The organism is Aeromonas sp. MdU4, assembly GCF_041929505.1.
Taxonomy (GTDB): Bacteria; Pseudomonadota; Gammaproteobacteria; order Enterobacterales; family Aeromonadaceae; genus Aeromonas.
The window spans coordinates 74,024-97,817 of record NZ_JBHFMW010000002.1 but is presented as its reverse complement, the minus strand read 5'-3'; the positions used below and the strand labels follow the sequence as shown (position 1 = coordinate 97,817).

At 59.6% G+C, this 23,794-nt stretch carries 26 protein-coding genes; 13 read left to right on the top strand and 13 right to left on the bottom strand.

What is annotated here, in order from left to right; all coding sequences use genetic code 11:
- The first annotated feature begins 36 nt into the window (after positions 1–36).
- The 3 genes from ACE1BR_RS01910 (at position 37) to ACE1BR_RS01900 (ending at position 1,723) form a co-directional block, all read left to right on the top strand.
- Complete coding sequence (locus tag ACE1BR_RS01910; RefSeq protein ID WP_374867119.1) at positions 37–570, top strand: glycine cleavage system protein R; 534 nt, start codon at positions 37–39, stop codon at positions 568–570.
- Positions 571–594: 24 nt separating this feature from the next.
- On the top strand, positions 595–1,059 hold the full coding sequence (gene bcp / locus ACE1BR_RS01905) for a thioredoxin-dependent thiol peroxidase (RefSeq protein ID WP_374867116.1): 465 nt from the start codon (positions 595–597) through the stop codon (positions 1,057–1,059).
- A gap of 163 nt (positions 1,060–1,222) precedes the next feature.
- Complete coding sequence (locus ACE1BR_RS01900) at positions 1,223–1,723, top strand: YfbU family protein (RefSeq protein ID WP_374867114.1); 501 nt, start codon at positions 1,223–1,225, stop codon at positions 1,721–1,723.
- A 167-nt stretch (positions 1,724–1,890) separates the two neighbouring features.
- Here the strand turns inward: ACE1BR_RS01900 and ACE1BR_RS01895 are convergent, their stop codons facing one another.
- The 10 genes from ACE1BR_RS01895 to thpR form a co-directional block, all read right to left on the bottom strand.
- The gene (locus ACE1BR_RS01895; RefSeq protein WP_374867112.1) at positions 1,891–3,243 is read right to left on the bottom strand and encodes a cation:dicarboxylate symporter family transporter; all 1,353 of its coding nucleotides are present in this window, start codon (positions 3,241–3,243) and stop codon (positions 1,891–1,893) included.
- 143 nt (positions 3,244–3,386) lie between these two features.
- Positions 3,387–3,737, bottom strand: a complete 351-nt coding sequence (locus ACE1BR_RS01890) for a putative quinol monooxygenase (protein WP_374867110.1) — start codon at positions 3,735–3,737, stop codon at positions 3,387–3,389.
- Between the two features lie 24 nt (positions 3,738–3,761).
- A complete protein-coding gene (panC, locus tag ACE1BR_RS01885) occupies positions 3,762–4,619 on the bottom strand; it encodes a pantoate--beta-alanine ligase (RefSeq protein WP_323893658.1) in 858 nt (285 codons plus the stop codon).
- 104 nt (positions 4,620–4,723) lie between these two features.
- Positions 4,724–5,518 (bottom strand): 3-methyl-2-oxobutanoate hydroxymethyltransferase, encoded by a 795-nt coding sequence (panB, locus tag ACE1BR_RS01880; protein ID WP_144714091.1) that lies wholly within the window; start codon positions 5,516–5,518, stop codon positions 4,724–4,726.
- Entirely contained in the window at positions 5,515–6,024 is a 510-nt protein-coding gene (gene folK / locus ACE1BR_RS01875; protein ID WP_374867238.1) for a 2-amino-4-hydroxy-6-hydroxymethyldihydropteridine diphosphokinase, read from the bottom strand. The genes panB and folK overlap by 4 nt, the downstream gene beginning before the upstream one ends.
- An 11-nt stretch (positions 6,025–6,035) precedes the next feature.
- Positions 6,036–7,535, bottom strand: coding sequence for a polynucleotide adenylyltransferase PcnB (pcnB, locus tag ACE1BR_RS01870; RefSeq protein WP_374867107.1), 1,500 nt, complete (start codon positions 7,533–7,535; stop codon positions 6,036–6,038).
- A gap of 435 nt (positions 7,536–7,970) precedes the next feature.
- A complete protein-coding gene (gene gluQRS / locus ACE1BR_RS01865) occupies positions 7,971–8,879 on the bottom strand; it encodes a tRNA glutamyl-Q(34) synthetase GluQRS (RefSeq protein WP_374867236.1) in 909 nt (302 codons plus the stop codon).
- A gap of 110 nt (positions 8,880–8,989) precedes the next feature.
- On the bottom strand, positions 8,990–9,439 hold the full coding sequence (gene dksA / locus ACE1BR_RS01860) for an RNA polymerase-binding protein DksA (RefSeq protein WP_374867104.1): 450 nt from the start codon (positions 9,437–9,439) through the stop codon (positions 8,990–8,992).
- Between the two features lie 119 nt (positions 9,440–9,558).
- Entirely contained in the window at positions 9,559–10,302 is a 744-nt protein-coding gene (sfsA, locus tag ACE1BR_RS01855) for a DNA/RNA nuclease SfsA (protein ID WP_374867101.1), read from the bottom strand.
- A complete protein-coding gene (gene thpR / locus ACE1BR_RS01850) occupies positions 10,299–10,856 on the bottom strand; it encodes an RNA 2',3'-cyclic phosphodiesterase (RefSeq protein WP_374867098.1) in 558 nt (185 codons plus the stop codon). The genes sfsA and thpR overlap by 4 nt, the downstream gene beginning before the upstream one ends.
- A 178-nt stretch (positions 10,857–11,034) precedes the next feature.
- Here thpR and hrpB point away from each other — a divergent pair, with 178 nt between their 5' ends.
- The 3 genes from hrpB to ACE1BR_RS01835 all read left to right on the top strand — a co-directional run bounded on the left by hrpB (position 11,035) and on the right by ACE1BR_RS01835 (position 16,424).
- Positions 11,035–13,482 (top strand): ATP-dependent helicase HrpB, encoded by a 2,448-nt coding sequence (gene hrpB, locus ACE1BR_RS01845; protein ID WP_374867234.1) that lies wholly within the window; start codon positions 11,035–11,037, stop codon positions 13,480–13,482.
- A 162-nt stretch (positions 13,483–13,644) separates the two neighbouring features.
- Positions 13,645–15,963: a penicillin-binding protein 1B gene (gene mrcB, locus ACE1BR_RS01840; RefSeq protein WP_374867095.1), complete on the top strand. Its 2,319-nt coding sequence runs from the start codon at positions 13,645–13,647 to the stop codon at positions 15,961–15,963.
- A 59-nt stretch (positions 15,964–16,022) separates the two neighbouring features.
- Entirely contained in the window at positions 16,023–16,424 is a 402-nt protein-coding gene (locus ACE1BR_RS01835; RefSeq protein WP_374867092.1) for a VOC family protein, read from the top strand.
- A 69-nt stretch (positions 16,425–16,493) separates the two neighbouring features.
- Here ACE1BR_RS01835 and ACE1BR_RS01830 read toward each other — a convergent pair whose 3' ends face one another.
- Positions 16,494–16,814, bottom strand: coding sequence for an SMR family transporter (locus tag ACE1BR_RS01830; RefSeq protein WP_374867089.1), 321 nt, complete (start codon positions 16,812–16,814; stop codon positions 16,494–16,496).
- Positions 16,802–17,206 carry an SMR family transporter gene (locus tag ACE1BR_RS01825; protein WP_374867086.1) on the bottom strand — a complete coding sequence of 135 codons (405 nt, stop codon included), beginning with the start codon at positions 17,204–17,206 and terminating at the stop codon, positions 16,802–16,804. Before ACE1BR_RS01825 ends, ACE1BR_RS01830 begins: the two co-directional genes overlap by 13 nt.
- Positions 17,207–17,365: 159 nt before the next feature.
- On the opposite strand from ACE1BR_RS01825, the gene ACE1BR_RS01820 reads away from it, so the two are divergent.
- From ACE1BR_RS01820 to ppa, 3 genes are all read left to right on the top strand, one after another.
- On the top strand, positions 17,366–18,247 hold the full coding sequence (locus tag ACE1BR_RS01820; protein WP_374867084.1) for a LysR family transcriptional regulator: 882 nt from the start codon (positions 17,366–17,368) through the stop codon (positions 18,245–18,247).
- Between the two features lie 109 nt (positions 18,248–18,356).
- Complete coding sequence (locus ACE1BR_RS01815; RefSeq protein ID WP_374867082.1) at positions 18,357–19,937, top strand: DUF3369 domain-containing protein; 1,581 nt, start codon at positions 18,357–18,359, stop codon at positions 19,935–19,937.
- Between the two features lie 206 nt (positions 19,938–20,143).
- Positions 20,144–20,674, top strand: a complete 531-nt coding sequence (ppa, locus tag ACE1BR_RS01810) for an inorganic diphosphatase (RefSeq protein WP_005335667.1) — start codon at positions 20,144–20,146, stop codon at positions 20,672–20,674.
- A 27-nt stretch (positions 20,675–20,701) separates the two neighbouring features.
- On the opposite strand, the gene ACE1BR_RS01805 is transcribed toward ppa, so the two are convergent.
- Positions 20,702–21,052 carry a hypothetical protein gene (locus ACE1BR_RS01805; protein WP_374867080.1) on the bottom strand — a complete coding sequence of 117 codons (351 nt, stop codon included), beginning with the start codon at positions 21,050–21,052 and terminating at the stop codon, positions 20,702–20,704.
- Between the two features lie 139 nt (positions 21,053–21,191).
- Between ACE1BR_RS01805 and ACE1BR_RS01800 the strand changes: the two genes are divergently transcribed.
- The 4 genes from ACE1BR_RS01800 to ACE1BR_RS01785 all read left to right on the top strand — a co-directional run bounded on the left by ACE1BR_RS01800 (position 21,192) and on the right by ACE1BR_RS01785 (position 23,790).
- The gene (locus ACE1BR_RS01800; RefSeq protein WP_374867078.1) at positions 21,192–22,070 is read left to right on the top strand and encodes a hypothetical protein; all 879 of its coding nucleotides are present in this window, start codon (positions 21,192–21,194) and stop codon (positions 22,068–22,070) included.
- Between the two features lie 220 nt (positions 22,071–22,290).
- Entirely contained in the window at positions 22,291–22,833 is a 543-nt protein-coding gene (locus tag ACE1BR_RS01795) for a YtfJ family protein (RefSeq protein WP_374867076.1), read from the top strand.
- 44 nt (positions 22,834–22,877) lie between these two features.
- Positions 22,878–23,177 (top strand): hypothetical protein, encoded by a 300-nt coding sequence (locus ACE1BR_RS01790; protein ID WP_374867074.1) that lies wholly within the window; start codon positions 22,878–22,880, stop codon positions 23,175–23,177.
- A gap of 31 nt (positions 23,178–23,208) precedes the next feature.
- Positions 23,209–23,790 (top strand): DUF2796 domain-containing protein, encoded by a 582-nt coding sequence (locus ACE1BR_RS01785; protein WP_374867072.1) that lies wholly within the window; start codon positions 23,209–23,211, stop codon positions 23,788–23,790.
- Positions 23,791–23,794: the final 4 nt, after the last annotated feature.

The window sequence follows — 23,794 nt, the reverse complement described above, 5'->3', positions numbered from 1 at the left end:
GGCTTTCACCACAAAAATAAGGACGAGAGAAGATTTATGACTCACTACCTGGTCGTAACGGCCATCGGCACGGACAGGCCTGGCATCGTCAATGAAGTGACCCGTCACGTCAGTGGCTGTGGTTGCAACATTGTAGATAGCCGCCTTGGCATCTTCGGCAATGAATTTACCTTTATCATGCTGCTTTCGGGCGACTGGAACAGCATGATGCAACTCGAGATCAGCCTCCCCCTGCGTAGCCAGGAGTGGGATCTCATCACCATGATGAAACGCACCGAGCGCCACCAGTCCCTGCAATATGACGTCCGCGCCAGCGCCGAGCTGCTGATCCGCGACGAGCCCGGCATCGTAAGCCAGTGCACCCAGTTCTTCAGCGAACATGGCTGGAACATCCAGGCGATGCAATCCATGACCCTGGAGCAGCAGCCATTCAACCTGCTCAAGATGAGCTTCCAGCTCAATCTGGCCAGAGAGGGGGAAGTCGCCGACTCACAAGCCGCCTTCGCCGAATTCTGTCGTGAACTGGGTGCGGAATCGTTCGAATTTATCGTCAATCGCAAACACGCCTGAGCGCGTTTCACCCGAGGAGACCCCATGCAACCACTACAAGCTGGCAGCGCTGCCCCCGATTTCTCCCTGCCCGACCAGAATGGCAATCAGGTCAGCCTCGCTGGCCTGCGCGGCAAAAAGGTGCTGGTCTACTTCTACCCCAAGGCGATGACCCCCGGCTGCACCACTCAAGCCTGCAGCCTGCGCGATGTGAACGCCGAGCTGGCCGCCCTCAATGTGGTGGTGCTCGGCATCAGCCCGGATCCGGCCAAACGGCTGAAAAAGTTCGAAGAGCGGGATCAACTCAACTTCACCCTGCTGGCTGATGAAGATCATGCCGTGGCCGATGCCTTTGGTGTCTGGGGCCCGAAAAAGTTCATGGGCAAAGAGTATGACGGTATCCACCGCCAGAGCTTCCTGATCGATGAAGAGGGCAAGATCGCCCACCACTTCGACAAGTTTAAAACCAGCGACCACCATCAGGTGGTACTGGATTTCCTCAAGGGCTAACCCTCCCTTCGCATCATCGAAAGGCCTGCCACGCAGGCCTTTGTTGTCTGGCAAACATCCCCTCGTCAGCGCTTTTTTCTCACTAACTCCCCGCCCAGATCAAAAAATTCATTTTATATATGAGTTAACGTGACCCCAGTGTCATCTTCCAGTGAGATATCCCATGAACATGAGCAACACAGAGCGTTTGATCCTGAGCAACCAGTACGAAATTCTGGCAAAACTCAATCCGGAGAAAGCGGCTTTCTACCAGCGCGCCAGTACCATCATCGAGCGCGGCTACTGCCTGCAGATCCTCGAGCTGGAGAAGAGCTTCGGCCATCTGGATCTGGCGACCTGCCAGGAGGTGATCGACACCCTGGAGCTGCACCACGCACTGGCCATCTCATGGGGCAATCTGGATACCGCCGATCAGGGCGAGATCAACGCCAGCCGACTGGAATTCAACGGCTACAGCCGCAGTCAGGAGCGTGAGCTGGCCGACTATGTCTGCTTCCTGCTGGAAGTGGACAAGCGCTTCCCCGAACTCAAGTGCCCGTGCGACGAGCTCTCCAGCGACATCGCCATGCGCGACAAATACCAGCGGATGCTGCAGGTATGGCGCCAGTGCCCACGCCAGTACAAACTCTCCATTCAGGAGATCCGCAAGGTACTGGCGGCCTGACCCGCCAACCAACCGCAACAACAAAGGCGCCACTGGCGCCTTTTTTATATCTCCCGACAACCCGGTAAGGTGGTTTAGATAGCAGCGATCCGGGCGGCCTCCGCGCTGTTTACCCCACGGCGCAGAGAAGAGGGCTTAATACGCCTTCTGTGAGATGACGCTATGTGTTAGCTCGCCGTTGCGGATACTTCCACCTGCTGCTCTTTGCCCAGCAACCGCTTGGTGATCATCGCAGCCATGATGGAGCCGTTGACGTTGAGGGCGGTACGGCCCATGTCCACCAGCGGCTCGATAGCGATCATCACCCCTACCAGCGCGATGGGGAAGTTGAGGGTGGAGAGCACGATCAGCGCAGCGAAGGTGCCACCACCGCCAACACCAGCCACCCCGATAGAGCCGAGCGCAATCACCGGCAACAAGGTAATCAGGAACAGGGGATCAAACGGATTGATGCCGAGCATGGGGGCAATCATCGCCACCATCATGGCCGGGTAGATACCGGCACAGCCATTTTGACCCAGATTGGCACCAAAGGAGGCGGCAAAGTTGGCGATGCTGGAGGGTACCCCAAGGCGCTGCTGGGTCTCGATGCTGAGCGGGATGGAGGCCGCGCTGCTGCGGGAGATAAAGGCGAAAGTGAGCACGCCCCACACTTCCCGCAAATAGTGCAGCGGGTTCTGGCCGAGCAGCAACAGGATCACCATGTGTACTGCAAACATCGCCAGAATGGCGACATAGCAGACCAGAATAAAGCCGAGCAGATTGAGGATCTCGCTCAGAGGATAGTGCGCCACCACCCGGGCAATCAGCGCCATCACGCCATAGGGGGTGAGTGCGATCACCACCCGCACCATCTTCATCACCCACAGTTGCAGGGTGTCGATGGCCACAGCGGCGCGAGCACCGGCCTGCGGATTCTCCGCTTTCAACTGCAGCAGGGCAACCCCGGCCAGCACGGTGAAGATCACCACCCCGATCACCGACAAAGAGCGACTACCCGCCATATCGGCAGCAAAGTTGGTGGGCACCAGCGAGAGCAGCAAGGCTGGCAGAGTCTGGGCACTGTCGATGGTGCTCATGCTCTGCTGCAGAGTGGCGCTGTCGCTGCCGTGGCTCAGCAGCCCTTCGGCAGTGAGGCCGCTCAGATGGGTGATGGTCATCCCCACCACACCGGCGATCATCACCAGGGTCAGCATGGAGCCGATCAGCACGGCGCTGATCTTGCCAAGGGACTGGGCCTGCTCCAGCTTGTTGATGGCGGAGAGGATGGAGGTGAACACCAGCGGCATCATCACCACCTTGAGCAGGCTGACATAGCCACCGCCAACGATATTGACCCACTCAAGGGTCTTCTGGACACCAGCATCATCGGCACCCCAGCCCAGCTGCAGACCGAGACCAAACAGCCCCCCCAGTACCAGACCAGTGAGTACCTTGCGTGATAGCGGCACCGTGGCGGGTAAGCGGGTCAAAACGAAACAAAGCAGACAGAAAAGTAACGAGGCAAATAAGGTAAACATAAAAAACACCTGTAGCGGCCATCAGGGCCAGTTGTGGACAGAGAAAACAGAGGGGGCGAGCAGAGTCGCAGGGGAAAACGCCGAATTGCAGGCGTGCAAAAGCAGCGGACGCCCCAGGGGGCGCCCGCTGACAATCGGGGGAATTACTTCTTTACGGGGGCGTCGTAGTAAGCAGGCTCGTCGCTATAGACGCAGACGTTCCACTTGGCGGCCAAACCATCTTCCGCCAGGCAGTAGCGTTCGAAGAACGTGGTGATCTCGGTGCGCTGGCAGTGCGCCTCGAAAGAGGCCATATCTTGCCAAATCTCGTTGAAGACGATGGGGAAGCTCTCCCCCTCGGCAAACGGGCTGGCAATCTGGCGGGTCACCCGATATTGCAGGCAGCCATCTTCACGCAGAGTGTTGGGCTCGAGCGCCTGCAACACCTGAAACAGGGCCTGCTCCTGACCGGCTTTCGGCAGGAACTGGGCGATGCAATAAACCTTCTTGGACATGAGATTTTCCTATGGGCGACTGGCTCAGGCTCGCTGCAGCGTAACCACCCGGTTGTCGATAAGGCGGGCCTTGCCCAGATAGGCGGCCATCAGGATCACCAACTGCTCGCTCTCGTCAGTGGCAGATTCGAGGGTGGTGGCATCGACGATATCGATGGCATCGGTACGAAAACCGGCATTGTCGAGACGCTGGCTGGCCTGCGCCACCAAGGAGGGCAGGTGGTGGTCACCCGCTTCAATCTGCTCGGCAATCCAGTTCATGGTACGTGCCAGCTCGGGAGCCAACGCCCGCTCGGCGGCAGTCAGATAACCGTTGCGCGAGGAGAGCGCCAGACCGTCCTCGGCCCGCACGGTCGGCACACCGACGATCTCGATGGGCATCGCCATGTCGGCAACCATCTTGCGAATGAGCGCCAACTGCTGGTAATCCTTCTGGCCAAAGCAGGCCACATCCGGCTGAACCAGATTGAACAGCTTGGTGACCACCGTGCTGACCCCGCGGAAATGGCCGGGACGCAGCGCCCCCTCCAGCAAGCCGGAGAGGCCAGGCACCTCGACGAAGGTCTGGCTGGCCAGCCCCTGCGGATACATGATCTCCGGGGTCGGGGTGAACACCATATCGACACCGGCCGTTTCCAGCACGGCACAATCCTGCTCCAGAGTACGCGGGTAGTTGGCGAGATCCTCGGCCTTGTCGAACTGCATCGGGTTGACAAAGATGCTGACCACCACCTTCTCGGCGTGACTGTGCGCCTCTTTCACCAGCGTCAGGTGGCCCTGATGCAGGTTGCCCATGGTAGGCACGAATGCGATGGCACGCCCTTCACGGCGCCATTGGCTTATCTGCTCACGCAGAACGACGGGATTATTTACGACCAACATCAGCAGTTCACCTTTAGATGAATCAATAAGATACGGGTTACATCAGCCTGACAGGATGAGGAAATAGGGGCGCATGCCCCCGCTCTCATCGATAGGGCATCACATCAGTTGAAGCAGTGCTCCGGGCCGGGGAAGCTTCCCTCGCTCACCTGCTGGACATAGAGGCGGATGGCGGCACGCACATCACCGGTCTCGGCCAGGAAGTTCTTGGTGAACTTGGGCACATAGCCGGAGGTGACGCCAAAGGCGTCGTGCATCACCAGAATTTGACCGTCGGTCGCAGGACCGGCACCGATGCCGATCACCGGGATGCGCAACGCCTTGGTGATACGCTCGGCCAGCGCAGTAGGTACGCACTCAAGCACCAGCAGCTGGATACCGGCCGCCTGCAGTTCGAGGGCCTGACGGTAGATCTCCTGCGCCTGAAACTCGTCGCGCCCCTGCACCTTGAAGCCGCCAAAGACGTGGACGGATTGCGGGGTGAGGCCGAGGTGACCGCACACCGGCACCCCGTTGCGGGTGAGGTGGCGGATGGAGTCGCACAGCCAGTCGCCCCCTTCCATCTTGACCATGCGGGCACCGGCTGCCATCAGGCGGGCGGCGTTCTGGTAAGTCTGCTCGGGGGTGGCGTAACTCATGAAGGGCATGTCGGCGATGATCAGCGCATTGCTGGCACCGCGAGCCACACAGCGGGTGTGATAGACCATCTCATCCATGTTGACCGCCAGGGTATCCTGACCCCCTTGCAGCACCATGCCCAGCGAATCGCCGATGAGCAGCACGTGGGCCCCCTCGTCGTCGAACAGCTTGGCAAAGGTGGCATCATAGGCGGTGATGGCGGTGAACTTTTGACCATCCTGCTTCATCTTCAGCAGGCTGGCGGTGGTGATCTTGCTCATAAAGGCTCCTGTACGTCTGCACTCGGGGCAATGATGGCGAGATCATTGCTCGGGCAGCGGGCAACCAGTTGTGCGAGCGGGGTGCCGCAGGGCAGCACCAGAGCAGGCGCAATTTCGGCAAGGGGCAGCAGCACGAACTCCCGCACCTTCATGCCGTAGTGGGGTACGATCAGGCGCTCATGGTTGATCACCTGATCCCCATAGAGCAGCAGATCGAGATCCAGCGTTCTGGGTCCCCACCGCTCATCTTTGCGCACACGTCCCTGTTCCAGCTCGATTTTTTGCAATTGATCCAGCAGCGCAAGGGGCGCGAGCCGGGTGTTGAGCCGGGCCACGGCATTGACGTAGTCCGGTTGGTCAGCAGGCCCCATGGGGCGGCTGCTGTAAAACGACGAGGCCTGCACCAGCACAGATCCCGGCAACCGGCCCAAGGCGGCGACGGCGCGACGAGCCTGACCCAAGGGGTCAGACAGGTTGGAACCAATGGCGATGAAGACCTCGGTCATCACGTCTGTTATCACTCGGCCGCTTTCGGTTTGCGGCGACGGGGGCGACGACGGTTGCGACTGTTGCTGCTGCGCTTCTCGCCATCGTTGCTACGGGCCTCACCAGCCTGGCTGCGCTCACCGCTCGCCGGGCGGCGAGTCGCTTCGCGCTGCAGCTGCGGGCGAATATCCGGATTGGAGGCCACATAGCGCTCCCACCAGCTGGCCAGCTCACCGAGACCACGCTCGACCCGGTTACGCAGCAACAGAAAGTCGAACGCCGCGCGGAACTTGGGATGCTCCATGGCACGCTCGGGGTGCTTGCCCTGACGACGGGTCAGCCGCTGTTGCAGTGCCCAGATGTCGCGGACATCGGTAGTGAAACGGCGGGGTACGGCGATGATCCGCACCTGAGCGTCCAGCACCTCGTTGATCGCCAGCATAAAGGCGTCATACCAGGGCAAGCCGCTCTCGTTCTCCAGCACCCGACCACGGGCTTCGACGCAGCCCCACAGCAGGGTGGCGTAGAGGAAGGCGGGGGTGACGCGCTTGTCTTCACGAACGCGAGTGTCGGTATCGATCAACGCCAACTCGATAAACTGCTCGTAGGGCGAGTTGCCGTGCGGAGTAAACAGTGCCGCCACCTGCGGGAACAGCTGCTGGAACAGGCCATACTCGCGCAGCAATTTGTAGGTCGCCAGACCGTCGCCAGCCAGGAACAGCTTGAGGGTCTCCTCAAACAGGCGGGCCGCCGGAATATCCTGCAGCAGCGGCGCCAGCTCCCTGATGGGGGCAGCGGTGCGCGGACTGATGTTCATGTCCAGCTTGGCGGCGAAACGCACGGCGCGCAGCATCCGCACCGGATCTTCGCGGTAGCGGGTCTCGGGATCGCCGATCAGCTCCAGCTTGCGCTCGGCCAAGTCTTCCAGCCCGCCCTCAAAATCGTGCAGGGTGAAATCCTTGGCGCTGTAGTAGAGGGCGTTGACGGTAAAGTCGCGGCGCTCGGCATCCTCTTCGATGGTGCCGTAGACGTTGTCACGCAGCAGCATCCCTTCATCGGACTGGGCCGACACATGTTTGCTGGTATTGACCTGATGGTGGTGACCGCGGAAGGTGGCCACTTCGATCACGTCACGACCAAACACAATGTGGGCCAGGCGGAAGCGGCGGCCAATCAGGCGGCAGTTGCTGAACAGCGCCTTGATCTGCTCCGGCGTCGCATCGGTAGCGATGTCGAAATCCTTGGGCGTCTTCCCGAGCAGAATATCCCGGACTCCGCCGCCGACCAGGTAGGCTTCATAGCCGCCCTTGTTCAGGCGATAGAGCACCTTGAGTGCATTCTCGCTGATCTCTTTGCGCGAAATCGGGTGCTGGTCACGACTCAGGGTTCGACGTTGTCCGGCAACACGGGCCGGAATGGGGGACTCCGCCGACTGCTCGCCCTCATCCTTGCCGAGCACTTTGCGGCAAAAGTTTGCGATCTGGGAAAAAATGGTACACCTCGTTATGACTTCAAATTGACGGGAGGCCAAAAAAATAGCGGCCTATCATAGCTCACGCCTAACCAAATGAAAAACCGTGCTGACAATTGATCCCGCATGAAACCGTCTGCCAGCGAAAATAGCGGTCTATCTGTGCATAGCCCACGCCTGACCAAATGAAAAACCGTGACAGCAATTGATCCCGCTTGAATCGACTTGGCCGTAAAAAATCGCGGCCATTCACTGCAATCAAACCGGCCATTGCCCTTTTAGCGCCTGTCGGCACAACAACAAGGCGGCTAGGGTGCCAACCCCGCCACTATAAATTTAATTTATGACTTTTCGGGAAATGACCCAATTACACCTTATACCGAACTGGATCCGCTGCGCAGCGACCATTGTGATCTCTTTTTGCTCTCAAAGAGCCTTCGCCCGATCCGCTCAAGCCGACGCGCGCAGCACTTCACCTTGCTTTGGCTGCCAGATTTAGCTGGCAACCAACGGGATCTTCTCGCTGGCGGGCACCCGGGCCAGCTGCCAGTTGGCGATGCCCCAGCCGATGATCTCGTCGATCCGGCTTGCCAGCAGCTCGGGCGGCGGGCACTGGCCGAGAAAGTGCAGCGCCTGCCACAGGGCCGGACGCACCTCATCGAGTGCCAGCGCTGGCGCATGATTCTGCTTGGAGAGCTTGTTGCCATCAGCCTGCACCGCCAGCGGCAGATGCACCCAGTCGGGCACCGCAGCCCCCAGCGTCTGGTAGAGGGCAATCTGGCGCACCGTGGGTTCGAGCAGATCGGCGCCGCGCACTATCTCGGTGATGCCGCTGTCCATATCATCCACCACCACCGCCAGGTTGTAGGCGTAGAGCCCGTCGCGACGGCGGATGATGAAATCCTCCTCGGCGAGCGCCGCCGGTACCGCGATATGGCCCTGCAGCTGGTCATCGAAGTGGTAGACCGGATGGTGCTGGCGCAAGCGAGCGGCACAACCTTCAGCCGCGAGCCCCAGCGTGCGGCAGTGGCCGTTGTAAAAGCCGCCGCTCGCCATGATTTCGCGCCGGGTGCAGCGGCACCAGTAGAGATCGCCCGCCCGATAGAGCTGCTCGATGATCTCGTCATAGCGGCCGTGGCGCGCACTCTGGAACATCACCTCGCCATCCCACTCAAGACCGTATACCTCAAGGGTTTTGAGGATAAGGTCAGCCGCCCCCGCCATCTCCCGCGGCGGATCGATATCCTCGATGCGCACCAGCCAGCGCCCCTGCTGCGCTCTGGCCTGCAAAAAGCTGCCAAGGGCCGCAATCAGCGAGCCAAAGTGCAGCGGGCCGGAAGGGGACGGCGCAAAGCGGCCCACATAGGGGCGAATTTGGGGGGAGGAAGGGGTATTCACAGCCATGACGGTTCGGATAAGCAGTTCAGTGAGGCGCATTTTGGGACGACCCGCCCAAAAGCTCAATAAAAAAGGGAGCCTGCAAGCTCCCTTTTTTATCTGTCAGAGGGTCGGAATCAACCGGCCATCTGTTTTTCCTTGATCTCGGCCAGCGTCTTGCAGTCGACACAGAGGTCGGCGGTCGGACGGGCTTCCAGACGACGGATACCAATTTCGATACCGCAGTGCTCGCAGTAACCGAAATCATCCTCTTCCAGCAGCTGCAAAGTCTTCTCGATCTTCTTGATCAGCTTGCGTTCACGGTCGCGGGTACGCAATTCAAGAGCAAACTCTTCTTCTTGCGCGGCACGATCCACGGGATCCGGGAAGTTGGCAGCCTCGTCTTTCATGTGATCAACGGTACGATCAACTTCCTGCATCAGTTGGTTGCGCCAGGCACCCAGGATCTTGCGAAAATGCACCTTCTGTTGGTCATTCATGTACTCCTCACCCGGCTTTTCCTGGTAAGGCGCAACACCCGCAATGGCCAGGGGGCCCAGAGATTTCCTGTTTTCGCCTGTTGGCATGCCCTGTCTCCTAATTCAGCACGCTACCCGTGCCATCCATAAATTGAGGGCGACATCTATAGCAGAAGGGTAACGGGTAAGCAAACAAGCCGTACCAATAATGTTACCCACTCCAATATTTATGAACTCCCCTCGGGTAACAGGTGACCAGATTCAAACGGGATAAATCCTTGGGCCACCATGCCTTGTACCCCAACATGGGGCCGATAGCATAAAATTTCAACCCCCGCCGCAATTGACTGCTCAATTAGCAGACTATAGTGCGGATCTATATGGGTTGCAGGGCGCATCCGGCTGATTCCGGAGTGCAACACCATAAATAGCAACACGGCTCGGTGACCCGCCGCTTTCATGGCCATCAATTCCCGTAAATGCTTGGCACCACGGGCAGTTACGGCATCAGGAAAGTAGCCCATGCCCGGTTGCTCACGTTCGTCGAGCAGGGTCACCGATTTTACTTCGATGTAACAACTACCCTTTTCGTCATCTTCCAGCAGCAGATCGATGCGGCTGTTCTCTTCGCCATATTTCACCTCGGTCCGCAAACGGCGGTAACCCGCCAGCGGGGCGATGGCCTCCTGCTCGATCAACTCGCGGGCGATCTGGTTGGCACGCGCCGTGTTGACGCAGATAAAGTGGCCCGCCGGACTTTCGGCAATCTCCCAGCTATTGGGCAGCTTGCGCTTGGGGTTGTCGGAGGTGGAGTACCAGACCCGGGTGCCCGGATCGGCGCAGCCGGTCATGGCACCGGTATTGGCACAGTGGATGGTGATCACCTCGCCGTTATCAAGCTGTACATCGGTCAAAAAACGCTTGTAGCGGGATACCAGCTGCCCGGATTGCAGGGGGGGATCGAATATCACGGGTTCACCCTCCGTTGCTCTTCATTATCCAATCCCTCTTTGCTTCTTGCCCGCAGCGGCCAGCAGGCAAGCGGCTCATAGCGTACCCCGTCCGGGGTCGAGATGGATTGATAGAGGCAGAACTGATCGGCCTGCAGCAGGAAATCGGGAGCTGGCAGGAGCGTCGGTGCCTCGCCCGCCTTGCGTGACAAGGTAACGTGGGGGCGATAACCCTGCTCGCCATTGCCAAGGCGCAGCTTCTCACCGTGGCGGCGCAACGCCCGAGCCAATACGTTCAGCTCGTTGGGCCACTCCTTCGGGCCAATCCAGGCAGCCTTGGCCCGGCTGAACCAGCCGGTCTCATCCAGCCTGATGGCAAGCGGCGGGCAGTGCTGGCGCTCTACGGCGGCGATCAGGCGGCGGGTGGTCAGCTCGTCCGCTTCACCGAGGAAGGCGAGGGTCAGGTGAAGGTTGGCTTGCGGTACCGGCTGACCGGGCCAGGGGCGCTGATCGCGCCAGCTGATGAGCTCGGGGGCGAGCTCCTTGACGGGCAGGGCAAAGAAGAGTTTGGCCATGTGGTGATAATGCCTTTTTCACGCTCATTGGATGAGCCCATTCTATGGCAGCCATCGGGCCATGTCTCGCCGCCCTCCCGCGCGAGTGGTCATCACGTCACATCCACTCACGGTGGCGCGGGTGGCTGTGGCAGAATGGGCGCCGTTTTACCGGTTGCTACAGAAGGTGCTCATCGCTTTGTCCCAGCTCCCCATCGTTTCGGTACTGCCCGAACTCTTTGCCGCCATCGACCGCCACCCCAGCGTGATCCTGCAGGCGCCCCCCGGCGCGGGCAAATCGACCCTGCTGCCGCTGGAGCTGGTGCGCCAAAACCGGCTGCCCGGCCGCATCATCATGCTGGAGCCAAGACGACTGGCAGCACGCAATATCGCCAGCTTTCTGGCGCGCCAGCTGGGGGAGAAAGTGGGTGAGCGGATTGGCTTGCGAGTACGCGGCGAAAGCCGCATCAGCTCCGCGACCCGGCTCGAAATCGTCACCGAAGGGGTGCTGACCCGGATGTTGCAGCAGGATCCCGAGCTAACCGGCGTCTCGCTGGTGATCTTCGATGAGTTCCATGAACGCAGTCTGCACGCCGATACCGCGCAGGCCTTCGCCATCGAGAGTCAGCAAGGGCTGCGCGATGACCTCAAGCTGCTGGTGATGTCAGCCACCCTGGATGGCATGGCGCTTGAGACCTTGCTGCCAGATGCGCCGGTGATCCGCTCTGAAGGACGCGGTTTTCCCATCGACTATCACTACCGCCCCGCCAATCGCCAGCAGTGGCTGGAGCCGCAGGTCGGCGCTGTGGTGCTGGAGGCGCTGGCCGCCCACGCTGGCAGTCTGCTGGTCTTTCTGCCGGGACAGGGAGAGATCGAGCGGCTGGCACAGTGGCTGGAAGGACGGTTGCCGGATGATGTGACCCTCGCCCCACTCTACGGGCGCCTCGACATGGCTGCCCAGCAGGCAGCCATCGAACCGGCGCCTGCGGGCCGCCGTAAGCTGGTGCTCACCACCAATGTGGCGGAGACCTCCCTCACCATCGAGGGGATCTCGGTGGTGATCGACAGCGGGCTGGAGCGGCGCGCCTCGTTCGATCTGAAAAGCGGCGTCACCCGGCTGGAGACCCGCCAGATAGCCAAATCCTCCGCTACCCAGCGGGCGGGCCGTGCCGGTCGCCTCGGCCCCGGCGTCTGCTACCGGCTCTGGAGCAGTGAAGTGCAGGAGCGGCTCGCCGAGCAGAGTCCGCCCGACATCCTCACTCAGGAGCTGACCGGCCTGCTGCTGGACGCCGCCCAGTGGGGGGCAAAGGTGGAAGATCTGCCGCTGCTGGACATGCCCCCCGCCGCAGCGGTGGCGAGCGCCCAGCGGCTGCTGGTGGCCCTTGGCGCCATGAAACCGGAGGGTGAGCAACAACTCACTCCCGCTGGCCGCGCCATGGCCGCCTTCGGTACCCACCCTCGCCTCGCCCGCATGCTGCTGCGCGCCCGCGAGCTGGAAGCTGAAGGTCTGACAGGGATTGTCGCCGATGCCGCATATCTGGTGGCGCTGCAGGAAGAAGATCTGCGAGGATCGGAGCGCCTCGCCGTGCTGTTCCATCGCCGTCAAAGCGCCCTGCGTCAGGGGGCTGCACGCTGGTTCGAACGACTCGGCCTGCGCCCTGCCAATGCTCAGGGTCAGTGGTTGGGGCTACTCTGCGCCCTCGCCTGGCCGGATCGCATCGGCAAACTGCGCAGCGGCAGCCGTTACCAGCTCAGCGGTGGGGTGAGCTGCGATCTGGTAGAGGGTCATCCCTGTCAGGGACAAGGGGCGCTCATTGCCATCGAGATGGGCCAGAACGATCGCGGCAGCCGCATCTTTATCGCCGAACCGATCGATCTGGATGAGCTGGTACGCCTGCTGCCGGAGCTGGTGAGCGAACGGCAGTGGTTCGACTGGGATGAGCGGGAAGAGCGGGTACGGGCCGAACGCCAGCAGGTTATCGGCGAGCTGGTGCTAAGCCAGCGCCCGCTGACTGAACTCTCGGATGAGCAGAAAGGACGCTGCCTGCTGCAAGGCATCCGCCGCAAGGGGCTGCATGTGCTGCCGTGGGACGAGAGCAGCGAAGGGCTGCTGGCCCGTCTGCGCTGCGCCGGCGACTGGCTGCCCGATGAGGGGTGGCCCGCCATGGACGAGGAAAACCTGCTGGCCACGCTCGAACAGTGGTTGCTACCCGCAGTGAGCGGTATGACTCGACTGGAGCAGTTAAAAAAGCTCAATATAAGCGACATCCTGCGTCAATCCCTGCCCTGGCCGCTACCCAAGCGGCTGGACGAGGCGCTGCCGAGTCACTTTGCGGCACCGACTGGCAGCCGGGTACGGATCCGCTATCAGCCGGGGCAGGCGCCAGTAATCCCGGTGCGCATTCAGGAGATGTTCGGGCAAGGCTCGACCCCCTGCGTGGCCGATGGCCGGGTAGCGCTGGTGGTAGAGCTGCTCTCCCCCGCTCAGCGGCCACTGCAGATCACCGCCGATCTGGCCGCTTTCTGGGCTGGCTCCTACGAGCAGGTGAAAAAAGAGATGAAGGGGCGCTATCCCCGCCACTACTGGCCGGACAACCCGCTGGAGGCGATGCCGACCAGGGTCACCAAGAAGAAGATGGGGCTGTAGGTTCGATGAACGAAATCTCACCGACCATTTGATGAATAATCGGCCGAGATCGTTCGATTACGCCGCTGCGCAGCTAATCGAACCTACCGCTCTGGCGGACCCGATAATGATTACGCCACGATGGCAACACAACGAATAATGACGAACAGGTAAAGAGGATCCATGGCAACCCAACGACGCAAGCGCGCCCCCAAGAAAGCGCCACCCAAGCGCACCATCTGGCGCAAGCTGTTCTGGCTTGGCTTCAAGCTCTCGCTGGTGGTGGCGGCCTTTATGGTGGTGTTTGGCATCTATCTGGATACCAAGGTGCGCGAACGCTTCGATGGCGAGAAGTGGCAACTGCCGGTGATGGTCTATAGCCGCCCGCTGGAACTCTACCCCAGCCAGCGCCTGTCGCGGGATCAGATGCTGCGCGAGCTCAACATGCTGAGCTACAAGCAGGTACGCCAACCCCATACGCCGGGTGAATACACCATCAACGGCAACCGTATCGAGCTGATCCGCCGCCCGTTCGAATTCTACGACGGGGCCGATGGCGCCCGCGGCCTGCGCCTCACCTTCAACGGCCCGCGCCTCGAGGGGATCCAGTCGCTGGAGAACCAGCGCCAGCTCGGTTACGCCCAGATGGACCCGGTGCTGCTCGATCGCCTCAATACCGAGGATCGGGAAGATCGCCTGCTGGTGCGCATCGCCGAGGTGCCCGACAGTCTGCTGGTGACCCTGCTCACTACCGAAGATCGCGACTTCTACCAGCATGGTGGGGTCTCGCCAGTCGCCATCATGCGGGCCATGTTCGCCAACCTGATCGCGGGTCGCACCGTGCAGGGGGGCAGTACCCTCACCCAGCAGCTGGCCAAAAACTTCTTCCTGACCCGTGAGCGCAGCCTGTGGCGCAAACTGCAGGAAGCTTACATGGCAGTGCTGATCGACTATCGCTACAGCAAGGACGAGATCCTCGAGTCCTATATCAACGAAGTCTATCTGGGGCAGAACTTCTCCCAGGGGGTCTACGGCTTCGGGCTCGCCTCCTACTTCTACTTCGGTATTCCGGTCAACGAGCTGGATATCGATCAAGTCGCCCTGCTGGTAGGGCTGGTGAAGGGCCCCTCCTATTACGACCCCTGGCGCTTCCCCGATCGGGCCAAGGTGCGCCGTGATCTGGTGCTGAAACTGCTGATGGATCACGGCAGCCTGACCCAGGCCGAGTATGAGCTGGCCAGCCGTCAGCCCCTTGGCATCATCGCTCGCGGCCAGATGAGCTATGGTCGCACCCCTGCCTTTATGGGGCTGCTCAAACGGGAGATCCAGAACCGTTTCGGCGCCGATCTGCTCAAGCAGTCCGGCCTCAAGATCTTCACCAGCCTGGATCCCATCGCCCAGCATGCCGCCGAGCGGGCGGTCGAATCTGGCCTCGCCGATATCGAAAAACTGCGCGGCAAGAAAAAGCTGGAGGCGGCCATGGTGGTCTCCGACTGGCATAAGGGCGAAGTAGTCGCACTGGTGGGTGGTCGCGATCCCCGCTACGCCGGTTTCAACCGGGCGCTGGATGCCCGCCGCCAGATCGGTTCACTGGTGAAACCAGCGGTCTACCTCACCGGTCTCTCCAATGGTCTGACCCTGGCGACCCCGCTCAAAGATCAGCCGATCCGCATTCGCGGTCAGGATGGTCAGGTCTGGACGCCGCAAAACTACGATCGCAAGTTCCGCCAGAGCGTACCGCTGATGGATGCGCTGGCCAGCTCGCTCAACGTGCCGACCGTCAATCTGGGTCTGCAAGTGGGGCTGGAGAAGGTGGTCGATACCCTGCACAAGCTGGGTGTCCAACAGGAGATCCAGCCCTATCCGTCGCTGGTGCTGGGGGCGGTGGCGCTCTCGCCGATGGAGGTCAACCAGATGTACCTGCCCATCGCCAATCAGGGGCTGACCCAACCGCTGTCGGCAATCCGCGCCGTGGTCAAAGGGGATGGCACTCTGCTCTTTCAGCATGATCAGACTGCCACACGGGTCACCGACAGTCAGGCAAGCTGGCTCACCCTGTTCGCCATGACCAAGACGGTAAGCCAGGGAACGGCGCGCTCGCTGGGCGCCAAGTTCCCCGGTGCCACCATGGCGGCCAAGACCGGCACCACCAACGAGCTGCGCGACTCCTGGTTTACCGGGCTCGACAACAACGAGCTGGTCAGCATCTGGGTGGGACGCGATGACAACACGCCAGCGGGTCTCACCGGTGCCAGCGGCGCCCTGCAGCTCTTTACCGGCTATATGAGCCAGCGTGGCGTCAACAGCCTGAATCTGAAGATCCCGGAAGGGGTCAGCTGGGCCAACTTCTCCCGCGCCAGCGGCACCCGAGTGGCCAGCGACTGCCCGGGCAGTCTGCAGGTGCCGGCCAAGGTGTCGACCATGGGCTCCCCGACCAGTTGCGGTGGCAGCAGCTCGCCGCGCAGCGCGCTGGACGACTGGTTCGGCGGATTCTTCAACTAACCGTGTGAGACGGGCAGCGCAGGCAGCCCATCTCCCCTTCCCGCTTACGAGGAGTCATCATGAACCAGCCGTTGTTTGAGGCGATTCACCATGTGGCAATCATCGCCAGCAATTACTCGCGCTCGCGTCATTTCTATCACGAGGTGCTGGGGCTCCCCATCATTGCGGAAACCCTGCGCGAAGCGCGCCAGTCGTGGAAACTGGATCTGGCCCTGCCGGATGGCAGCCAGCTGGAGCTGTTCAGCTTCCCCATCACCCCCAGCCGACCCTCTACGCCAGAGGGATGCGGCCTGCGTCATTTGGCCTTTCGGGTGCGCGATCTCGATCGCGTCATCGCCCATCTGCATGCCCATCGAGTCGATGTGGAGCCGGTACGGGTGGATGAGCTGACCGGCAAGCGCTTTACCTTCTTCGCTGACCCCGACGGCCTGCCGCTGGAGCTCTACGAAGCGCCGCGCTGAGTCTGCGTCAACCAAACAAAAAGCCGCCCGGCGAACCGGGCGGCTTTTTTATTTATTGCTGGCGTTTTATCAGGCGGTGGTCAGCATGGCGACAGCCAGTGCCATCACCATCATGCCAGCCCAGCCAATCGGCTTGAGGCGCTCGCGGAAGATGAGCAAGCCACCCAGCGCAGTACCGAGAATACCGATGGCACCCCAGATCGCGTAGGCCACGGCCAGGTCGATCTTGCCACCGCTGACCGCCTCGGAGAGCAGGGTAAAGGCCATTAGCACCAGCAGGATGCCGAGGAAACCCCACATCTTGTAGCGAAAGCCGGCCGAGCGGTTGATCGCCATGTTGGCGCCGATATCCAGCAGAGCTGCGCCAAAAACGATGATTAACGGGTGCATACAACCTCCTCGCCATTGCGGGTGTCATCGTGAGCACTTGTCAGGTCATCGTGACACTCCCCCATGGTCACCATAACAATACCCACTATCGCCAGCGCCAAGCCGATCAACTCCTGAGCACTCAGGTTGTAGTCGAGGAACAGCACGGAGACGACAGTGATCAGTGCGATCCCCAGCCCCTCCCACAACGCAAAGGCAATACCAATGGAGATTGTTTTGGCGGCTTTGGCCAGTAGCAGATATGAGAGCGAAATCAGCACCCACATCGGCAGGTAGTTGAGCCATCCGGCATCGTTCTCGGGGATCATCGCCATACTCGAGGTGCCAACTACCTCGCTCACGATGGCCCCCGTCAAAAATATTCGAGCTAAAAGCATGCGGCTGAATAACATAAAACTTCCTTCTGTTGCTGCGACGAGAGAGATGGTAGCTCGGCCCATCTCTCTGGCGGGAGTCGCTGAGCGTCGATAACTTCGACGCTACCTGTTTGCCTTGTCAGTCAGCGGCAAGGTAAGGTGAAGGTGGGATTTCTGTGTCATATGCCGTAAACCATGAAGCTTTATCAGATAGAACTGTTTGTCGAATCGGCAAATAACGGCTCCATCGCCAGCACGGCCCGCCGTCTTGGCAAAAGTCGCAGTGCAGTCAGTACCGCCATTGCGGCACTGGAAGTCGAGCTTGGCGTCGAACTTTTTGAACGCGGTGCCAACCAGAGTCGACTGACCGAGATCGGCGAGCTGGTGCTGGATGACTGTACCCGCCTGCTGCAGGCCGCCAACAGCCTGCAACTCAAGTGCGAGCATTACGCCTCGGGCGCCGAGGTGGCACTGCGGATCGCCCGCGATGACGCCATACCCGAGCAGGTGTGGCGCGAGATGCTGGCGGGGCTGCACAGCCAGTTTCCCGGCACCAGCATCTCGTTGGTGCTCACCTCCCCTCCCGAGCTGCCCGCGCTGGTTGAGGAGGGGTTTGTCGATGCAGCTTTCGGCCTTATCACCGAGGATCAGGAACGTAGCGGTCTCAACATCGATCTGCTCAACCCGATCCGCACCCTGATGGTGGTCGCCCCCAGCCATCCCCTCGCGGCGCTGAAACGGGTTGTACAGCAAGACCTGACCGACCATACCCAGATCACGCTTTCTTATGTGGATGAATATTCAGTAAAAAGTCTACTGCCCGTCGGCGACAAGCACATCGGACTCTCCAGTTTCGAACTGATGCGCAACGCGGTGCTGGATGGGCTGGGCTGGGCGGTGCTCCCCTCACCACTGATCCAGAGCCAGCTAAGGCAGGGTTCGCTGCTGACCCTGAAGCACAAGTTCAGCCTGCAGTGGCGGGACTATGGCGTCTATCTCGCTGAAAACGCCTATCACGGCAAGGTGTTGGCCTGGCTGAAGAAGTCGATCCAGGGGTATCTGGAACCTTTCGAGTAGAGATAAAGAGGCGGTGCCAGCTCACGATCTGCATTTATCCTGATGCGCCTATCTGGCATCATCGTGCATACTGTTTACATACTCATTGAACGCCGGAGGCGTAACCGATATGAGCGGTGCCCAAGAGAAGGACGATATTTGGCTGGATGACGACATCATCGAACTCGATGACGAGGAAATCGTTGTCCCCAAGGCACTCAACCCATGGCAGGTACTGATCGTGGATGATGAACCCGACATTCATCATGCCACCCGATTAGCCCTCTCCAATATTCAGTACAAATCCCGCCCTCTCGAGCTGCTCAACGCTTATAGCGGCACCGAAGCCGCCATCATGCTGGAAGCCAATCCAAAGATTGCCCTGATCCTGCTGGATGTGGTGATGGAGACGGAAGATGCCGGTTTGCGGCTGGTTCACAAGATCCGCAACGACATGCACAACACACTGGTGCGCATTGTGCTGCGTACCGGCCAACCCGGTCAGGCCCCCGAGCAGCGGGTGATCCTCGATTACGACATCAACGACTACAAGACCAAAACCGAGCTGACGGTTCAAAAACTCTTTACTACCGTTATCGCCTCCCTGCGCTCTTACGAAACCCTCAGTGCCATCGACAAGAGTCGTCAAGGCCTGGGCAAGATCCTGGAAGGCGCGGGAGATCTCTACCATCTCCATTCGCTCAGGGAGTTTGCCTCCGGCGTACTCAAGCAGATCAGTGCGATCCTGGACGTTGGCACCGAAGGTGCCATCTGCGCCGAACGCCGCCCCGGTGAAAACAGACTGGAGATCCTGGCGGCCACCGGCGACTACGAGACGCTACTGGAAGAGGGAAAAATCAGTGACTTCCCCTCTCTCAACGACTCGGTGATGAAAGCACTGGCGGCTCGCAGCAACCGCTTTGAACACCCACAGGACTCCCTCTATATCGCCGCCCAGAATGGCCGTGAATTTGTCCTTAGCTTCAGTCCGACCCAACCATTAGACCCCCTTGAGTGCGATCTGCTGGATGTCTTCTGTCAACGGATCTCTGCCGCCTACGACAACCTCTACCTTTACAACCAACTGCTACGGGCCCAGGAGGCCACCGTCGTAGCGCTGGCAGCGCTGGCCGAGTTCCGCGATTCCGACACCGGTGAGCACGTCTTGCGAGTGCAGAAACTCTCAGATGCCTTGGTGGAAGAGCTGAAGCAGATGACGGTCTACCCCGAGCAGCTGACCCCGGAGTTTGTCGAGATGATCGGTATGGCCTCCATCCTGCACGATGTGGGCAAGGTGGGCACTCCCGACCATATCCTGCACAAACCGGGGCGCTTCGATCCGGAAGAGCGGGTCATCATGGAGCAACACGCCGGTATTGGTGCCAATATCCTGCACAAGGCGGGCGAGATGGTAGAGGGGACCAGTTACCTGTCGCTGGGAGCGGAAATAGCCCGCGGTCACCACGAACACTTCGATGGCAAGGGCTACCCGGAACAGCTGGCAGGCCAGCAAATCCCGTTGTCGGCACGTATCGTGGCGGTGGTCGATGTATTCGATGCCCTGCTGAGCAAACGCCCCTACAAGGAGCCCTGGACGCTGGAACAGACCATGGAGTATATCCAGTCCCGTTCAGGTACCCAGTTTGACCCCCACGTAGTAGCAGCCCTCTCCCGGCTGGTCAACGAGTCGAGGCTCCCCTACTCACTTTGAGTCGCACAGAGATGCCATATCGGCGACCAAAGCCGCTGATGTGGCATCTGATCCTGCAGAATGTTGCATCTGCCGCACATCAAACCACCCCAAACCATCAACATCGCCCCTTCTTTGGCTGCGATGCCCGCTGAAATATGGTCATTTAACATCACATCGCTATAATATCGGCCTGCAAACCCGATACTAACAACGAAGGAAATATCATGAGCCTGAACCTGGTACCGGCTGGCAAAAGCCTGCCCGACGATATCTACGTCATCATCGAAATCCCGCAAAATGCCGACCCGATCAAATACGAAGTCGACAAGGATAGCGGCGCAATTTTCGTCGATCGCTTCATGTCTACCCCGATGTTCTACCCGTGCAACTACGGCTACGTGAACGCGACCCTCTCTCTGGATGGTGACCCCGTCGACGTACTGGTTCCGACCCCTTACCCGCTGCTGGCGGGCTCCGTCATCCGCTGCCGCCCGGTAGGCGTGCTGAAGATGACCGACGAATCTGGTGAAGATGCCAAGATTGTGGCCGTGCCGCACTCCAAGCTGACCAAGCAGTACGACCACATCCAGGATGTGAACGATCTGCCGGAACTGCTGAAAGCACAAATCCAGCACTTCTTCGAGCGCTACAAAGAGCTGGAAGCAGGCAAATGGGTCAAGGTTGAAGGTTGGGGCGACAAGGCCGCTGCCGAAGCCGAGATCAAAACTTCTGCCGAGCGTTACGCTGCCAAGTAAGCGCAACCTGCAGATAAAAAAGGCGCCTTATGGCGCCTTTTCAGTGGGTTGTCGCGGCAAATTTTGGGGCGTTTCGCCAGCAGGATCGCCCTGAATATATATTTCACGACCATCTTGTTGCTGGTAAGGGCGATAGTAGTCGCTCCCGCAGCGATATCCCCCTTCCTTCTGGCTCACCAGTTCGCAATTGACCGGCAGCACCTCCAGCCACTTGATGGCCTGCTGGAAACGCAACCACTCCTGCCACTCATGCTCCCGAGCCAGCTGATCCCGCAGGGCAAAGGCATCAATCCCTGACCCACCCTTGCTGACAATCACTTGCCCTGCGCTGACTGGCAGACTCAGCAGCCCCCATAGCAATAGGATCCAACACCTCATATCACCTCCCTTGTGACTTAATTTCACAATTAAATTTAAAGTCACATCAATCTGTTATCCGCATCACAAAACGAAACTTCACCAAACCGGCACAAGCTCACCTAGTTGTTAATTATTGTCCCCGGCAGGAAGCATCACCATGAAGTTGATAACAGGTCTGTTGCTCAGCCTGAGCCTCTGTGTCAGCACTCACGCCAGCGAAATCACTATGAGCTGGCAGTGGCAATCGCCTGACGGCCAGCACCAGCACTTTCAGCTGGCCACCAACGATCAGGTGATGGCCGCCAGCCGCCACGAAATGAGCCTGCTCGATGCCTCCCTCAGCAATCCGCTGGAAACGCTCTACGCCTATATCAGCCCGCGCCTCTACAACAGCATCACCCTCATCAACCAGAACAGCCCGGAGACTGCCACCAAGTTTCGCAATCTGGAGCAGGCCTTCACCCTGCATGACAACAGCATGGAGTCGCTGCTGTTCTGGCAAGCCTATCAGCAGTATCAGGATGACGCCTTCTACCAGATGAGAGTGGTGCCCTGCATTCATCCGGCCAATCGCAAGCTGCCTTGTGTCCGCCCCGATTACTCCCAGCTCTTCTATCACAACAAGGAGGCCCTCAAACCACTGGCCCGCCAGTTTGCAGCCAAGGATCTGGCGACCAGCGTCAGCCTGCTGCAACAGTGGCTAAATGCCATTCCAACCCGACCGGAACAACTGGATCATTTCGCCCTGCCGCTGCAGGTTCTGCAAGATAACAAGGCCGATAGCGACGAGAAGGCGCTGCTGATGGCCAGCCTGCTGGCCGAACTAGCCCCGCAGTATGTGCTCAGCATCATCTATCCGAACATCAGCATCGGCAGCGTCTCCCCTGCCTGGCTCGCCATCACCGCCGATAGCGGCCTTCAGGGCGATACCGTGGTGATCAACAATCAGCGCCATGTGCTGCTAACCGGCTCTCCTTTGCTGGTGCAGCAAATGACCATGGCTAAAATTCCCCTCATCAGCGAGTCTCTCTACTGATCGCCACACCTCAGACCAGCCGCCAATTCATTGATTTTTATCGATCTCATGCCATTCTAACCGCCCCTGCCAGCCAGCTTCCTGGCTAGCGGGGCGCCAATACTTGTGAGTTGTGATCTTATTTAACACTTCTTAAACAGATCCGATCAGTTTAGGATGAAGCTCACCCATTCCCTCAATCCAAAACTCGTTATAACATAACAAATGGAGTGTCATCAGGATGAAACATCTCGTACTTACTTTGGCGCTGTTGCCATGTCTGGCTTTTGCTCACAACATCAAGGACGCAAACCCGGTTCCACTGGTCAATATCAGTGACAAAGGCGAGCTGGTCTTGAATGGCAAGGATATCGGCTACCAGCCATGGCAGACCCAGTCGCTCACCGGCAAGGTGTTCATGATCCAGCATATTGCGGGCCGCTCCAGTGCCAAGGAGCTGAACGCCCCGATGATCGAGGCGATCAAGGCAGCCAAGCTGCCCCATGACAAGTACCAGACTGTCACCATCATCAACAGCAATGACGCCATCTGGGGCACCTCCGGTTTTGTGAAGAGCAGTGCCGAGGACAGCAAGAAAGAGTTCCCCTGGTCCGCCATCGTGCTGGATGCCAAGGGAATGGCACGCAATGCCTGGGATCTGGCGCCGGAAAGCTCGGCCATCATCCTGGTGGACAAAGAGGGCAAGGTGCTGTTTGCCAAAGATGGCCAGCTCGATGCCAACAACATCGCAACCGTGATGGGGCTCATCAAGTCCCATCTCTGAATCAGAGAGCAAGGGCGCTGATGGCGCCCTTTCCATAAGGGTCTATGAGTCGTATCAAGCTGAAAATCTGGATCGTGCTGCTGGGCTGGTTGTGGTTGCAACCCCTGCTCGCCCAGCATCAGCTTGAATCCGCCCTGCCTGGGCATGACGACCATCACTGCCAGGTCTGCGCCCTCCATCTGGATGGCAAGCAAGCGCTCTCCCCTGCGCCCTATTGTTACGCTGATAAAACAGTCGATACGCCACTTGTTGCAACCATGCAACTATCGGCCAACTCGGCGGCCCTCCACAGTTATGCCATCCGTGCACCACCGAGCCCCGCTTTCCTCTATCCCTTTGTTTAAATTCTCAATTTTTTGTCAACAAGGATTAAAGATGAAAGCAGTTACTCTGTTGCTGGCCGCGGCCACCTTTGCTGCGCACGCAAATCACGATGAACACGAAAGCCACAGTCACGGCGCCCACGAGCATGGTCATGGTCACCTCAATCTGGTGGTCGATGGCAACCAGCTGATGATGGAGTTGCAGGCGCCAGCCGCCGATCTGGTGGGCTTTGAGCACGCCGCCAAGAGCGATGAGGAGAAGGCGCAATATGCCAAGGCGGTTGCCCGCCTCAAACAGCCAGAGGCCTTGTTCCAACTTGATCCGGCTGCTGGCTGCAAGCTGACTCAGCAAGAGCTGCAAATCGCCAAAGAAGAGCACGACCATGACCATGACCATGACCATGACCATGACCATGACCATGACAAGGCTGACAGCGCTCACGAGGAGCACCACCATGCAGATATGGGGGCCATGTATACCTACACCTGCGAGACCCCCGCAAAACTCACCGGGCTGGAGGTCACTCTGTTCAGCCTCTATCCAACCCTCGAGAAGCTGAGCGTGCAGGGGATCCTGCCCACCGGCCAGACTGCGGCTGAACTGACCCCCTCTGCCAACAAACTGAGCTGGTAACACC